At 63.8% G+C, this 14,347-nt stretch carries 14 protein-coding genes; 4 read left to right on the top strand and 10 right to left on the bottom strand.

Translation table 11 applies throughout. From position 1 onward, the window contains the following. Positions 1 to 9: 9 nt before the first annotated feature. Entirely contained in the window at positions 10 to 1,032 is a 1,023-nt protein-coding gene (locus BUC24_RS16190; RefSeq protein ID WP_073218331.1) for an SPFH domain-containing protein, read from the bottom strand. Positions 1,033 to 1,063: 31 nt separating this feature from the next. Next, positions 1,064 to 1,450 carry a DUF350 domain-containing protein gene (locus BUC24_RS16185; protein WP_073218329.1) on the bottom strand — a complete coding sequence of 129 codons (387 nt, stop codon included), beginning with the start codon at positions 1,448 to 1,450 and terminating at the stop codon, positions 1,064 to 1,066. Between the two features lie 67 nt (positions 1,451 to 1,517). On the opposite strand from BUC24_RS16185, the gene BUC24_RS16180 reads away from it, so the two are divergent. Together BUC24_RS16180 and BUC24_RS16175 are read left to right on the top strand one after the other, a co-directional pair. Continuing rightward, the gene (locus tag BUC24_RS16180; RefSeq protein ID WP_073218326.1) at positions 1,518 to 3,029 is read left to right on the top strand and encodes a polyamine aminopropyltransferase; all 1,512 of its coding nucleotides are present in this window, start codon (positions 1,518 to 1,520) and stop codon (positions 3,027 to 3,029) included. After that, a complete protein-coding gene (locus BUC24_RS16175) occupies positions 3,029 to 4,642 on the top strand; it encodes an NAD(P)-binding protein (RefSeq protein ID WP_073218323.1) in 1,614 nt (537 codons plus the stop codon). The genes BUC24_RS16180 and BUC24_RS16175 overlap by 1 nt, the downstream gene beginning before the upstream one ends. Positions 4,643 to 4,654: 12 nt before the next feature. On the opposite strand, the gene BUC24_RS16170 is transcribed toward BUC24_RS16175, so the two are convergent. The 4 genes from BUC24_RS16170 to BUC24_RS16155 all read right to left on the bottom strand — a co-directional run bounded on the left by BUC24_RS16170 (position 4,655) and on the right by BUC24_RS16155 (position 10,086). Then, entirely contained in the window at positions 4,655 to 5,407 is a 753-nt protein-coding gene (locus tag BUC24_RS16170) for a substrate-binding periplasmic protein (RefSeq protein WP_083598949.1), read from the bottom strand. A gap of 12 nt (positions 5,408 to 5,419) precedes the next feature. After that, positions 5,420 to 7,174 (bottom strand): cation:proton antiporter domain-containing protein, encoded by a 1,755-nt coding sequence (locus tag BUC24_RS16165; RefSeq protein WP_073218320.1) that lies wholly within the window; start codon positions 7,172 to 7,174, stop codon positions 5,420 to 5,422. A 64-nt stretch (positions 7,175 to 7,238) separates the two neighbouring features. Then, entirely contained in the window at positions 7,239 to 9,509 is a 2,271-nt protein-coding gene (locus tag BUC24_RS16160) for a family 1 glycosylhydrolase (protein WP_073220222.1), read from the bottom strand. 133 nt (positions 9,510 to 9,642) lie between these two features. Beyond that, a complete protein-coding gene (locus BUC24_RS16155; protein WP_073218317.1) occupies positions 9,643 to 10,086 on the bottom strand; it encodes a hypothetical protein in 444 nt (147 codons plus the stop codon). Positions 10,087 to 10,259: 173 nt separating this feature from the next. Here BUC24_RS16155 and BUC24_RS16150 point away from each other — a divergent pair, with 173 nt between their 5' ends. Further along, positions 10,260 to 11,309, top strand: coding sequence for a serine endopeptidase (locus BUC24_RS16150; RefSeq protein WP_073218314.1), 1,050 nt, complete (start codon positions 10,260 to 10,262; stop codon positions 11,307 to 11,309). Positions 11,310 to 11,324: 15 nt separating this feature from the next. On the opposite strand, the gene BUC24_RS16145 is transcribed toward BUC24_RS16150, so the two are convergent. The 3 genes from BUC24_RS16145 to BUC24_RS16135 all read right to left on the bottom strand — a co-directional run bounded on the left by BUC24_RS16145 (position 11,325) and on the right by BUC24_RS16135 (position 13,072). Next, entirely contained in the window at positions 11,325 to 11,735 is a 411-nt protein-coding gene (locus BUC24_RS16145; RefSeq protein ID WP_073218311.1) for a DUF3597 domain-containing protein, read from the bottom strand. Between the two features lie 23 nt (positions 11,736 to 11,758). After that, complete coding sequence (locus tag BUC24_RS16140; protein WP_073218308.1) at positions 11,759 to 12,277, bottom strand: hypothetical protein; 519 nt, start codon at positions 12,275 to 12,277, stop codon at positions 11,759 to 11,761. A 126-nt stretch (positions 12,278 to 12,403) separates the two neighbouring features. Beyond that, positions 12,404 to 13,072, bottom strand: a complete 669-nt coding sequence (locus BUC24_RS16135; protein ID WP_073218306.1) for a hypothetical protein — start codon at positions 13,070 to 13,072, stop codon at positions 12,404 to 12,406. A 144-nt stretch (positions 13,073 to 13,216) separates the two neighbouring features. On the opposite strand from BUC24_RS16135, the gene BUC24_RS16130 reads away from it, so the two are divergent. After that, the gene (locus BUC24_RS16130) at positions 13,217 to 13,570 is read left to right on the top strand and encodes a DUF1294 domain-containing protein (RefSeq protein WP_073218303.1); all 354 of its coding nucleotides are present in this window, start codon (positions 13,217 to 13,219) and stop codon (positions 13,568 to 13,570) included. Here BUC24_RS16130 and BUC24_RS16125 read toward each other — a convergent pair. Then, positions 13,524 to 14,342 carry an MBL fold metallo-hydrolase gene (locus BUC24_RS16125; protein WP_073218300.1) on the bottom strand — a complete coding sequence of 273 codons (819 nt, stop codon included), beginning with the start codon at positions 14,340 to 14,342 and terminating at the stop codon, positions 13,524 to 13,526. The genes BUC24_RS16130 and BUC24_RS16125 overlap by 47 nt on opposite strands. Positions 14,343 to 14,347 lie beyond the last annotated feature (5 nt).

The following is a 14,347-nucleotide window of genomic DNA, read 5'->3' as shown; positions in this document are numbered from 1 at the left end:
GAGTAGCGGTCAGCCGATCAGCTTTTTAAGCAGCTCCGCCTTGGTGCTGTCGTAGTCGGCGGCTGAAATGAGCCCCTTGTCGAGCAAGCCTTTGAGCTTGGCCAGACGCTCTTCGATTGGCACCTCCGCCGCTGCTGCCGGGGCAGCCGGCTGCGCAGTGGCACTGGCCATGCCCTGCGCCATCGCCTGGCCCAGCATCGCGCCGGCACCCAGGCCAGCGCCAATGCCGGCCAGGCCGCCTTCATTTTGCGCGGCCAGGGGAATGCTGCTGGCGACATTGAACTTGGTGAAGCCAGCCATCTTGTCGGCCGACAGACCGCCTTTCATGCCCGCCGAGATGCGCTCGTCCAGCGCGGCCTGCAGCTCTTCGGGCAGGCTGACGGAAGCGACGTTGAATTCATCCAGGCCAATGCCATAGCGGGCAAACGCGGCAGCCAGGTCGCCCTTGACCGACTGCGCCATCAGGGCCTGGTTGGCTGCCATGTCGAGGAAGGCCACATTGGCGCCGCCCAGGGATGAGGCCATGGTGGCCATCAGCAGGCCACGCAGCTGTTCTTCGACTTCGTCGCGGGTGTACACCTCGCGCGTGCCGCTGATTTCGGTGAAAAATTTACGTGCATCGGCGACCCGGTACGAGAACATGCCGAAGGCCCGCACACGGATCATGTCGAAGTCTTTGTCACGAATCGTGATCGGTTGCGGCGTGCCCCATTTGCGCCCGGTCTGCACGCGCGTGCTGAAGTAGTACACATCGGACTTGAATGGCGAATCGAAGAACTTGTCCCAGTTTTTCAGGTTGGTCAGAATCGGCAGCGTTTGCGTGGTCAGCTTGTGGGTGCCGGGGCCGAACACGTCGGCGATCACGCCTTCGTTGACGAACACCGCCACCTGCGATTCGCGCACATTGAGGATGGCGCCATTCTGGATTTCAAAGTCCTGCATCGGGAAGCGCCAGGCCAGTACGCCTTCGGTCTCCTCGTTCCACTGCAAAACGTCGATAAACTGCTTCTTGATGAATGAGCCTAGTGACATGGTAGCCTCCGGTGCGGTGAATGCGGGTAAATCAGGAAATGGCGCCGGCGTTGGCCAGCCCGATGGCGATCGACAGGGAACCGAGCAGGGTGCCGAAAGCGCAGTTGTTCGCTTCGATCTGGTCCTTCGACATGTTCAGCAAGCGCGTGGCAATCTGGAATACCAGCACCTGGACCAGCATGGCGCCACCGGCCCAGCCCAGAAACTGATAGTAGTCCTGGGTATGCATCAGCGCTGACGCAATGGTCAGGGCAAAACCGATCAGGGTGCCGCCCAGGGACAGTGCTGCGGCCTGGTTACCCTGGCGGATCAGCGTCACTTCGTCGTACGGCGTCATGCGCGTGTAGATGACGAAATACGCCATGACCAGCGCGACCGCCGTGGCAAGGTGCAGCAGATAGTTTAGGATGGCGGGCACGCGGTCCTCCCCAAGTAAAATAGTCAAATTGACAGCATCTGCGGAATCATAGTTTAAAAAGCGCCCCATGACCAAAAAAATTCTGATCCTGTCCGTCTTTGTTGTCGCTTCCTGCGGCCTGGCGTACGAACTCATTGCCGGCGCCTTGTCGAGCTACCTGCTGGGTGACTCGATCCTGCAGTTTTCCACCATTATCGGCTGCTACCTGTTTGCCATGGGCGTGGGCGCGCACTTCTCCAAGTATGTCAGCGAAGACGACGTGCTGGCGCGCTTCATCGATATTGAACTGGCGGTCGGCCTGATTGGTGGCGTCTCGGCCGCACTGCTGTTCATGTCGTTTTCATGGATGACAGCGCCGTTTCGCACCCTCTTGTATGTGCTGGTGTTCATAATTGGCGCGCTGGTGGGCATGGAAGTGCCGCTGGTGATGCGCGCGCTGAACGCACGCGACACCGCCTTCAATGAACTGGTGAGCCGGGTGCTGACCTTTGACTACCTGGGCGCACTGGCGGTCTCGCTGCTGTTCCCACTGGTGCTGGCGCCTTACCTGGGCCTGGTGCGCACCGGATTTTTGTTCGGGATGCTCAACGTGGGCGTGGGCATCTGGACGCTGTATGTGTTTCGCAAGGAGCTGAAAAATACGGGGGGACGCGCTCTGCGCGCCGCTGGCGTGATGCTGGTGCTGGTGTGCGGCTTTTCGCTGTCGGACGCCATGGTGCGCTGGGGCGAGCATGGCCTGTTTGGCGACCAGATCGTGTATGCCACCACCACGCCCTACCAACGCCTGGTGATCACCCAATGGAAGGACGACACGCGCCTCTACATCAACGGCAATTTGCAGTTCTCTTCGCGCGACGAATACCGCTATCACGAAGCGCTGGTGCATCCCGCGCTGGAGTCGCTGCCCTGGGCAAAACGCGTGCTGATCCTCGGTGGCGGTGATGGCCTGGCCTTGCGCGAAGTCCTGCGCTATCCGAATATCGAACATGCCACCGTGGTTGACCTTGACCCTGCCATGACGGGCGCATTCACCCGGCGCGCCGAACTGGCCAAGCTCAACGCCGGCTCGTTTTCCGACAAGCGCGCACGCGTGATCAATACCGACGCCGCCATCTGGCTGCAAAACAGCACCGAAATGTTCGATGCAGTGATCATCGATTTCCCCGATCCTTCCAGTTTCGCCCTTGGCAAGCTGTATTCGGTGCCGTTCTACGGCATGGTGAAAAAACACGTGGCTGCCAACGGTCTGGTGGTGGTGCAGTCGACCTCACCATTTTTTGCGCCGAATGCTTTCTGGACCATTGACGCGACCCTGCGCGAAGTGGGCATGCGGACCTGGCCCTTCCACGCCTATGTACCGTCGTTTGGCGAGTGGGGCTTTGTCATGGCCTCGCCCCAGGCCGCGTTCCGTCCACCCGTGTCGTACCGCTTGCCCATGCGCTTTTTGAACGAAGCGACCACGCGCGAAATGTTCATCTTCCCGCCCGATATGCCGCGCCGGGTGATGGCGCCCAATCAGCTCAATACCCAGTCGCTGGTCAATGAGTTTGAACGCGACTGGGGCAAGGTGATTCGCTGATGGACCGGCGTTCCTTTTTATCTGTCGCCGGTGCTGCCGGCGCGGCTGCCCTGAGCGGCCTGGCCTTCCACCAATGGCAGGAGATCACGCCGCGCGTGCATTATCCGGGCCGCGCCGAAGGCCATTTTCTGCGCGACCTGCGCGGCAAGCCGCTCCCTGCGCCCTCGGCCAGCATCGACACCGACGTCGTGATCCTTGGCTCGGGCATTGCCGGCCTGGCCGCCGCCATGCAGCTGAAAAAAGGCGGGCACCGCGGCGCCATGATGATTGACGGCCCTCAGCCATTCGGCAACGCGGCCGGCGGCCAGTTCGGCGACCTGGCATATCCGACCGGTGGCCACTACCTGCCTTTGCCCTCGCCGGAGTCGGTGCATGTGCGCGAAATCCTGTACGACCTTGGCATCATCGAGCGCGACCCGTTTGCCGAAAGACCGACCTATGACGAACGCTTCATCCTGCACGGCCCGGAGGAGCGGCTGCTGTACCAGGGCGCCTGGCAGGAGGGCTTCCTGCCCACGCATGGCTTGGCTGCGGCCGAACTGGCCGAACACCGGCGCTTCTTCGCCGAGGTCGAGCGCCTGCGCCAGCTGCGTGGGAGCGACGGCCAGCGCGTGTTCGTCTTTCCCACGGTGCGCTCCTCGCGAGACCCCGCCTACGATGGCCTGGACCGGATCACCCTCAAGGACTGGCTTGACCAGAATGCCTACACGTCGCCAACCCTGCACTGGTACCTGAACTACTGCTGCCGCGACGATTACGGCACCCGCTACGACAAGGTCTCGGCCTGGGCCGGCCTGCATTACTACTGCAGCCGCTGGGGCAAAGCGGCCAACGCGGGCAATGGCGCCTGGCTGACCTGGCCAGGGGGACTGCAACCCGTGGCCGAAAAAATGGCCGCGTTTTCCGGCATTGAACGGCGCTCTGGCACGGTCGTCTCGGTCAAGCGCAGCGGGGCCGGCGTCGAAGCGCTGTGCTTCACGCTCGCCGATGGCATGCCCAGTACCTACCTGGTCAGGGCGCGCCGCGCGATTTGCGCCATGCCGCTGTATGTGGCGGCGCGCGTGGTGGAAGACATCGCCGCGCTGGGCTTCGACCCCAAACTGCACACGCCCGTGTATGCGCCGTGGATGGTGGCGAACTTCCTGATGAAGGGGTTTCCGCCCGAACTGCCCGATGCGCCACTGTCGTGGGACAACGTGGTGTACCAGGAGCCCGGTCTGGGCTATGTGGTGTCGACCCATCAGGACATCCGCGTGACGCCACCGCCCAAAACCGTGTTCAGCGCTTACGTGGCGCTGTCGGACCGCACGCCGGACGCGGCGCGCAAATGGATGCTGGCCGCCAGCGGCAGCGAGCTGGTGGCCCTGGCCAGCACCGACCTGCAAAGCGCCTACGGCTGGAAGTTCGCTGCCAACGTGGAGCGGGTCGACATTACTTTGCGCGGTCACGCCATGGCGGCGCCGCTGCCAGGCTTTCGCAGTAACGCGGGCCTGCGTGCGTTGCGCGAGGCGGACGGGCCGATCCTGTTCGCGCATGGCGACCTGTCCGGTTTTTCTGTGTTCGAAGAGGCGGCATGGTGGGGCTGCGAGGCGGCGCGAAAAATTCTAGCGTAGTGCCGGCGGCGCTTACTGGTAGGCGTGCAGGGCCTGTTGCCAGGCGGGGTCGTCGTGCAGCTGGCGCATGGCCGGCGCCAGCAGTTCAAATACGGCCGCGTCGCGGTGCTGTACCAGGAAGCGGCGCTCGGTCGCCTGGCCTGGCAGCGGCGCCAAGCGCAGCTTGTGTTCCAGCTTGTGCGTGCGGATGAAGTAGCGCGCCATGGATTCGGCCACGATCACGCAGTCGATGCGCCCGCGCAGCAGCTTTTCAATGTTTTTTTCGTCGCTGATGCCGCCGCTGCGCAGCAAGCCGGCGCGCTCGATCCAGTCATCCAGGCCAGGATAGACGTAACCCAGCGTGACACCGAGCGTGGCGCCCTTGAGCGAAGCAGGGCGGTTCGGCATGACGGGCCGCGCAGCCAGCGACACCAGGGCGAAATGGTCGGTATCGAAGGGGACGGTCCAGTGGTATTTTTTCTGCGCGCGGTCGTCCAGCCATTCGGGCATCATGCCGATCACAATGCCATCGAGGGTGCCGTCTTCGAGCTTGACCTGCAGCCGCTTGCGCGGCATGTAATGTAATTCAAACTGCAGCTCGCCCAGGTTCTGGCGGTTGAGCCAGGCCACCAGGTCCGGATACACGCCACGCCCGTCGGCCAGCATCAGCGGCGCGAAATTGGCAGCAGTGTAGACATGCACTGGTTCGGCGTGCGCCGGCGCGGCCCATATCCCGGCCAGCATCGCTGCCACCGCCAGCACCATCTGTGCAATGTGCTTGTTCATACGGCTATCATATCACTGGGATGCACCGGCTTTGTCGGCCAGCGCGGCCAGAAACAGGCCGCGTTCGGCGTCGACAATGCGGTCGACATGGGCCGCATCCATGCCCATCGCTTCCAGCACCGAGGCAGATAACTGCAAGCTCGCCTCCAGCGTTTCGGGGACCACCATGGTGGCGCCAGCCTGCTTCAGCGCGAGCGCATGCTTTTCGTCGCGCGAGCGGGCGTACACGGCGACTTTCGGAAATTCGCGCCGGATGCCACGCACCGCGTGCAGGGCCGATGCGGCGTGGTCCATGGTCAGCACAATGGCAGGTGCCGCGCCGGCGTCGACCCGGCGCAGCAATTCCGCGCGCGAGGCGTCGCCAAAGTAGACTGGCAAGCCCTCGGCGCGCAGCTTGGCCACCAGGCGCGCATCGTTTTCAAACGCCACAAACGCGATGCCCTGGGCCGTGAGCAGGCGCGCCAGCTGCCGCCCCACGCGCCCAAACCCGGCGATGATAATCCGTCCGCGCACCGCTTCGAGCGCGTCGTGCGCCTGCGCGGCGGCAGCCAAATCAGCCGCGCTTTCCCAGCGTTCGCCCAGGCTGCGCCCCAGCCGCGCCAGCGGCGGCGTGACAAACAGCGACAGGCCCACGGCCAGCGTGATCAGCTGGCCCAGACCCGGTTCCACCAGCTTGCCCGCCACGGCGTAGCCGATCACAATGAAGGCGAATTCGCCGCCCTGACCGAGCAGCAAGCCACCTTCCAGTGCGCGCCCCCAGCTGAGGCCGCCCGCGCGAAACAGCAGTGCGACAACGCTGCCTTTGACCGCAAACAGGCCCGCCACCGCGGCGGCCAGCCACAATGGATGGGCAAGCATCAGGCGCACATCCATGTTCATGCCCACCGTCATGAAGAACAAGCCCATCAGCAAACCCTTGAACGGTTCGATCATCAGTTCGACTTCGTGCTTGAATTCGGTCTCGGCCAGCAGCACGCCGGCAATCAGCGCGCCCAGCGCCATGGACAGGCCCGCTGCCGCCGACAGGCCGGCAATGCCCAGCGTGGTCAGCAAAATGAGCGCCATGAACACGTCCGGCTGGCGGTGCCGGGCAAACGCGCGAAACAAAGGGTGGACCACGCGCCCGCCCACCAGGTAAATCATGGCGATGGCCAGCGCCGCCTTGAGCATCGCCAGCGCCACCAGTGCGCCCAGGCTGCCAGGCGCATCCTGGCGCATGGCGCCCACCAAAATCAGCAGCGGCACCACCGCCAGGTCCTGCAGCATCAGAACCGCAAACGCCGCCTGGCCGAGCGGACTGGTGGTGCTGTTCTGGGCCGTCAGCAACTGCATCACCACCGCGGTCGAGGACAGCGACAGCACGAAGCCGACAATGATGGCGGTATCGAGCCGGCCAAACAGCAGCCAGCTGGCCGCGCCAATCAACAGGGCACTGGCGCCCACTTGTAAGCTGCCAGCGCCAAAGACCCAGCGCCGCATGGCCCACAGGCGCGCGGCCGATAATTCCAGCCCGATCATGAACATCAGGAACATGACACCCAGCTCGGCCAGTGCCATCACGCCGTCGACGCGGGGGAAGGTCAGGTAGGCAAGCCAGGGTGTGGCCTGGGCAAACAGCCCCAGGCCAAACGGACCCAGCACGACCCCGACGGCCAGGAAGCCAAGCACCTGGTTGATGCGCAGCCGCGCCAGGGTGGGAATTAAAATGCCGGCCAGTGAGAGGAACAGGAGAATTTCACGCAGATAGGGGAAGCCATGTTCTTGCACCGGGTCGTCCTTGCAGAATAGTTTGGCGGCTATTCTAGCGCAAGGGGTGTTGCGCAATGGCGTGTTAACTGGCCTGGCGCTGGGCTTGCCCTGGCACGTGGCGTGTTTCGGCCACGAACAGGCGCTCGTCAAGCTGTTCAGGCTCTGTGCGCATGGCAATGTAACGGCCCAGCGCGTCGTCCAGTGGGGGCAGCAAAATGGCGCGCCGGCTGCTCAGGGCACTGTAATACGGCCGTCGCGCGGGGTAATGGAAGTCGGCCGCGAGGCGCAGTTCGAGCCGGCCAGGATCGATGCCGGCCTGGCATGCGGCTGCATGGGCCAGCTCGCCCCAGGTGAGGGCGGTGGCGTTGGTCAGGTGCCACACCCCGCACTCGCGGTCGATGATCAGGTCGAGGCAGGCATGCACCAGATCGGGCACATAGGTGGGCGAGACGGTGATGTCGCTCACGGCGGTAAACGGGGCGCCGCGCGCCAGGGTATCGAGCACGATGGTGACGAAATTGGCGCTGTCCCAGGGGCCGAAGAAGGAACTGGTGCGCACGATCAGCGCGCCGGCGTGCTGGGCAAGCACGATCTGCTCGGCCGCGGCCTTGCTGTGGCCATAGATGCTGAGCGGCCCCACCTCGGCATCTTCCATGTAGGGGAAGGCTTGCATGCCGTCGAACACCAGGTCGCTGGAGAAAGTGGTCAGGTGGACCTGGTGGCGCGCGCAGATGGCGGCCAGCGTGGCCGGGCCCTGGACGTTTTCGCGGTAACAGCGTTCGACATCGTGTTCTGCGTCGTCAACGCGCACATAGCCGCTGGCGTTGATCACGGCCCAGGGTGCGTACTGCTGCATGACCCGCTCTACCGAAGCCGGGTTGGCAATGTCCATTTCCTCGCGCGTGAGCAGGCGGTAAGCGAGATTGCGGCGCTGGCAGATGCGGGCAAAGGCGCGGCCCAGCGTGCCGGTGGCACCAGTGATCAAAATGGGCGATGGCGCCGCGGCGCTGGTCTCAGGCGGCAGCGCCGCTCCGGCGCGCGTGGCAATGGGCGGGCACAGGAAGCGGCCGGAACGGCGCCACCAGCCCAGTCCGTGCAACACCGGATGGGACAGCGGCGCATCGGCCGCCAGTTCGCGCATCATGCCGGCCAGCGCGGTGGGGCGCGGTTGCGGCCCGCGCACGTCGAACGGACCGGGTTCGTAGTAGCCCTTGTTTTGAGTCACCAGACTGTTCCAGTCGTACGAGCCGAGCAGGGCCCAGACCGTGACCGCGCGCAGGTCGATACCGCGCTGACGCGCGCGCTGACTTGCGTTCCAGATTTCCCGCAGCCAGCGCAATTGGTCTTCGCGATTGGCGTCGATATGCGCTTCGGTAACGGCCAGGGCAATGCCGTAGCGCTGCCAGACTTCGTCCAGCAGGGGGCCAATGCCGGCCGTGGGTGTAGCCAGCGCCCGCGCCGTTTCAATGTCGGCGCAGGGGCGCGCGCCTGCGTGGCCGCGGTAGTGGGCAGGGAAGCGCTCGGCCCGATGGTCGAGCCAGCGCTCGCTGGTGACGTAGTAATTGACGCCGATAACGTCGGGCGGGCAGGGGTTCGCGCGGAACCAGCTCAGTTCGGCCGGCGTGGCGCCGTGACGGGTCAGGTAGCGCCACAGTGCATGGCCGGGGCCGACACGGCCGCACAGCAGATCCCAGGCCAGCCAGCGCCGCTCGTTGTAGAAGGCGGCAGTGGCGCGCATGGGCCGGGTGCTGTAGGTTTTGCCCAGATCGTCGGTTTGCACCAGCCGGGCCTGGGGATTGACCGCGCGGATGGCCCGCATGGACAGCACGATGGCCTTGCACTGGTTGAGCAGGGCGCGGATGAACAGGGTGTTGCTGCGCCCGTGCGGGTACCACAGGCCGTACAGGGCACTGAAGCGGGCAGTCGTGAGCGGTTCGTTGACGGGCGTGTAATCGGATACCCAGGGATAGCGGCGCGCCACGGCGCCGGCAAATTCGGCCAGCCCGCTGGCAAAGTGGTCGTCGATCAGGCTGGTATGGCGCGGCCCGCTGCCGTGGTGGACCAGGCCAGCGATGGGCGCAATGCCAGCGGCGCGCAGCGCCTCCAGGCGGCGGTCGGGCCAGGACCAGTTGGCCTTGGCCAGTCCGTCTGGCGCGGTACTTTCCCAGAGCACAGGGTAGCGGATGGCCGCAATGCCGAGCGAGGCAAAACGGGCAATGTCGTCATCGCGATGGAGGTGACCATTGCGTTCGATCTGGTTGAAATAGTCGCTTTCAATCCGGTTGACGGTGCATTCGAGGCCGCCCCACAGTTGCAGGCGGCCAGCGCTGGGGTCGAACGGTGCTTGAGTCATGAAGCTTGCCCGCATGGTGATCATCTGAAAAATTAGATGGCCACCAAAACGGGAAAGTTCGTATTTCAAGGAGCAAGCTGACGCAGCGCAGTCATGCTGTGGATAGGTCTTGCATTGGCCTCAGAGCCGGCTTTTATTTGACACGCCGTACGGTCGGGTATTGCGTACTGCCTTCGATTTTCATGAACATCGCGCTGAACGATCCCTTTTCAATGCGGACCTTGACGTCGTTGCCGACGAAATAGGCCGAACTGCCGTCGACAATCTTCCACACTTGACCGTTGGCCAACGTAAATTGCTGGTTCGGTTCCCAGCCTTCGAACTTGCCTGGAATCGTGCTTTCGATGGCGTTGATCACCGCCTTCTGCGGCTGCCCGAACGATTGCTCGGCTGCTTTGATGGCCGCTGGCGATGCTGGCTCAGTGGCCTTGGCCAGCGGCTTGGCGGCCACACTGATGCCGTCGTAACAAGCCAGGCGCAAGGCCGGGTCCTTCAGGTTGCGGCAGGTCAGGACCGCGGCATCATCGGCAAATGCCGGTGTGGATGCCAGCAACATTACAAGCAGCAGTGGTTTCATGGTTCTCAATGGTAAATGGGTGACCCAAGTATTTTACCTGCAATTGTTGCGCCCACGCACGGCACCAGTAGCAGATTCCGATCCCGTGCGTGGCGTGCGCTGCTGCTATCGCGCACGCGCTGGCCCCGCGCCTGCCGGCATGCGAGCCTTGGCACTTTCTATACGGAGGCGACATGAGCAATCGATTGCGTCTGACGCAGCGCTGGATGCAGCGCGCGCTCTGGCTGGTGGCATTTGTCTTTGCCGGATTTCTGATTGGTCTGGGTGGTAAGCTGGTGGATAACTTGTGGGATGTCGAGCCGCCACTACGGTTGGAACAGTTCATCGATCCTGCACAGGGTGGCGCGGTCAAGCTGGCGTCCGAACAGGCCGAGCGCGCATTGCAGCGGGCCGACGATGCGCGCGACCAGGCCGCACAGAAACACAAGGTGGCGCGCGCCAACGCCGCCACGGCCCAGAGCACCTTTGCCAACTGGCTGATGACCCGTCGCGTCACGGCGCGGCCCGACCAGGACAGCGAACTGATCGAACGCACCCGCGCGCTGGACCAGCTCAAGGCGGCCGAACGGCAAGCGCTGGCGCAGGTGGAAGAGCAGGATCAGGCCCTGCTGGACGCACACCAGGCGCGTGAACGCGCGGCCAAGGCACAGGCAGCGTTGGAGACGCCGGCCCGGGCCGCGTTGGCAAAGGCGGAGCGGGCGCGTGAATTGCGCGTGTTCCTGTATCGCCTGGCGCTGACCTTGCCCTTGCTGGTGGTGGCGGGCTGGCTGTTTGCCAAAAAACGCCATACCCCGTCCTGGCCGTTTGTCTGGGGCTTCATCTTTTTTGCCACGTTTGCGTTTTTTGTGGAACTGGTGCCTTACCTGCCAAGCTATGGCGGCTATGTGCGCTATATCGTCGGGATCGTGGTTACGGTACTGGCTGGCCGCTACGCCATTGCAGCGCTGCAGCGCTACCTGGCGCGCCAGCAGGCAAGCGAAGCGCTGCCGGAAGCCAAACGGCGCCAGACACTGCGCTATGACATGGTCTATACGCGCCTGGCCAAGTCGGTCTGTCCCGGCTGCGAGCGGCCGCTGGATCTGAAAAACACGGGGCTCGACTTTTGCCCGCATTGTGGCATCGGCTTGTTCGATGCATGCGCCAGTTGCCACACACGCAAAAGCGCGTTTGCGCGCTTCTGCTTTGCGTGCGGCGCACCAGGGCAACTTGCGCTGCCCGATTGAGCGCGGTAGCCCTGCTTAGTCGCGCAGGTCGGCCGGCACCTTGCCGCCATTGGCGGCCAGCTTGTTCATGACCTGGCGGTGCAGCCAGATATTCATGGAGGCGGAGTCGCCGGTGTCGCCCTTGTATTCGAGCTCCGCCGCCAGTTCCTTGCGCGACTGCAGGCTGCTGTCCAGATTGAGCAGCTTGAGCAGGTCGACAATCGAGGTGCGCCAGTTGAGCGTTTGTGCCTGTGGCATGCCACTTAGAATGGATTCGACGTCGATTTGTTCCATCGGCGCGGCAGGCGGCGCTGCGCTTGCCTGCGTGGCCGGTGCCGCCTGCGGTGCGCTGGACTGCATCGAGCCGCCTGGCGTGACCGGCGTGGTTTGCACGGCCGGATGCGAGGATGGGAAAATTTTATGGAAAATATTGCTGAGAATACCCACGGTGTGACTCCTTTAAGGTGAAGTTAATGACGCATGCCTTCGGCAACACGCCCCAGGACAATGGCCAGTGCGGCGCCGCCGATGGTTTTCACCAGGGTCGGATGTTCTGCGTAGAAGTCGCCCATGCGCTCGACAATGCCGGGGTCCTGTTGTTGCGCGTCTTCGGCAATCTGGCGCACCTGATCGGGCGTCATCTGGGCCGCTTGCTCGGGCGTGAGCGCGGCTGGGCTTTCATTGCCGCGGAATAAATGACTGAGAGCGCCGCCCGCCAGCGAGGCCAGCGTGCCGGGCCCGATGCCGCGCAGCATCTGGTTGAGCATGCCGGCGCGCTGGGTCGCGTCGCTCTTGTCAAACAACTGGCTGACCATGTGTGCAAATGGTGGCGTCTGGTCCGAGCGCAGCGCTTCGGTCACGCCCTGCGCGACGGATGCGCGCGGCGCGTTCTGGGCCACCTGGTCGAAGTCGTCCAGGGCGCGGCCTGCGTTCACGTTGGGCGCGCCGCCGAGATATTGCTGCAGTAAATTGCCGATATCGAATGCCATTGCGTGCCTCCAATTGTGCGAGAAAGAAACTTCGGCGCGCCGGGCGCGCCGTCTTGAGCACTGGAGCGTAAGCGGTCTGGCCGAATCGATCTGTTCGGCATCACACCGAGCGCATGGACAGGCCGTTTAATCGCCGATCAACTGGGCCGCGTCCACTTTTTTATAGCCGTGATAGAGGTTGTTGGCAAAGGTGTACTTCACGGCCTTGACCTTGTACGGCGTTTTTTCAAAGCTGCGCACGTACCAGCTGCGCGGGCCGCGATCGTCGCGTTTGGCGTCCGGCACGCCGCTCCAGATCACATTCCACTTGCCCTCGGTATCTTGCAGTTCGACTTTGCTGATGGCCTCGATCCCTTCGCCCGAGGGCACCACCACCCGCACTTCGGTGGCCGCCACCGGCTTCTCATAGCCAAGCTCGAGCGTATCAAAGCCGATGGTCTGGTTGTTGTTGAGCCAATCGTCGCCGTCAACCTTGCCGGTGGCATTTTTGGGCAGATTGCTGTCCGACGGTGCCGGGTCGCCAAAGGTACTGGAGGCGCTGGCCGTGCTGGCCCATTGCGCGCGCGGATCGTTGATGTACTGGTCTTCCATCGTGGCGTACTCGAGTGCCTTTTGTTTTTCCGCTTGCGCGCGCTGTTCGTCGCTTGGTTCGGCGGATGGCGCCGGCGCGGCGGGCGCGGCGACCGGGGCCGGGGTGGGCAAGGTTGGCGGCGCGGTGGTATCCGGTGCTTTCTTGCCACAGGCAACGAGCAGCAGCGGCGCGAGCAGAAGGGCAGTGCGGGAAAGTGGGTGCATGATCGAATCTCAATCTTATTTAAAAAACAAATATCGCACAAAGCCGCCAGCGCGGCAACAGACTTTCAGCCGAAAACAGGGAAGGGATGGACTTGTATTGCCTGGCGGCATACACTCAAATTTTCCGTGCATCAATAATTCGCCATGCTTTTTCTTGCCCTGATTGCCTTTGCAGCCGCCATGGCCGGCGCCATCGAATGGTGGGGGCGGACCCCCTGGATTGCGGCGCCCTACATCGTGGGCAGCGTGCTGTGCTTCGTCATGTACATGATGGACAAGGCAGCGGCGCGTGCAGGGCGCTGGCGCACCTCCGAAAATTTGCTCCTGCTCGCTGGCCTGGCCTGCGGCTGGCCAGGCGCCGTGCTGGCCCAGGCGCTGCTGCGTCACAAATCAAGCAAGCAATCATTCCGCGCCCGCCTCTGGGTCACGATCGTCCTGAATGCCGGTTTGTTCATCTGGCTGGTGTCACCCTGGTCGCCACTGCGCCACTTGCGGTAAACGCCAGCGTTTCGCCGTCGCCCGGCACCAGCAGGCGCGCGCCCAGGCCGCACGCACGCGCTGCCTGCGCCAGGGCGGCGCGGGTGGGCGGGCAGTGGCTCAGTGCTTCCAGGTGGTTGGCGATGACAGCACCAGTGGCCAGCTGCGCAAACGCCAGCGCTTCATCAGGCCCCATGATGATCTCGCCGCCCAGATCCAGGCGCGCACCGCCGGCCGGAATCACGCATACTTGCGGCTGGTGCGTCAGCACAAAGGCGCGCACCGTCTGCGACAGGATCGTGTCGCCGCTCAGGTAAAGACTGGGCTCGCCTGGCATGCGGATCAGGTAGCCGACCCCGTGTTCCATGATGCGCCCCACCCACCCCTCGCCATGCGTACAGCGTACCGTCTGGATGCTGCCCTCCAGGAACGGCACGGGCACAGCGTCGGCCGGCGCCAGCGCCTGAACATGCAGGCCGCGTGCGCGCAAGTACGGCGCGTCGTTCGCGCTGCAGAACACCGGTATGGCACGCTCGCGCAGAAAGCGTTTGCCGGCGCGGTCCAGATGGTCGAAATGGCCTTTTTGGCAGTGCGTGATGAGGCAGTGCGTCACGCCTGCTAGCGCCGCTTCGGCAACGTCTGGCAAATCGAGCAGCGGATTGCGCAAGCGTTTGCCGTCAAACAGGCGCAGGGGCGGCAGGGCTCCTTTCGGCGCCAGCATGGGGTCAACCAGAATCCGGTGCGCCCCGGTTTGAATGATGATGGTGGCGTTGCGCAGTTGGGTAATGTGCATGGTGC

This window comes from Massilia sp. CF038, from assembly GCF_900129765.1.
Taxonomy (GTDB): Bacteria; Pseudomonadota; Gammaproteobacteria; order Burkholderiales; family Burkholderiaceae_D; genus Telluria_A.
Note: the sequence above shows the minus strand (reverse complement) of the source record. Positions and strands in the feature narration are given on the sequence as shown.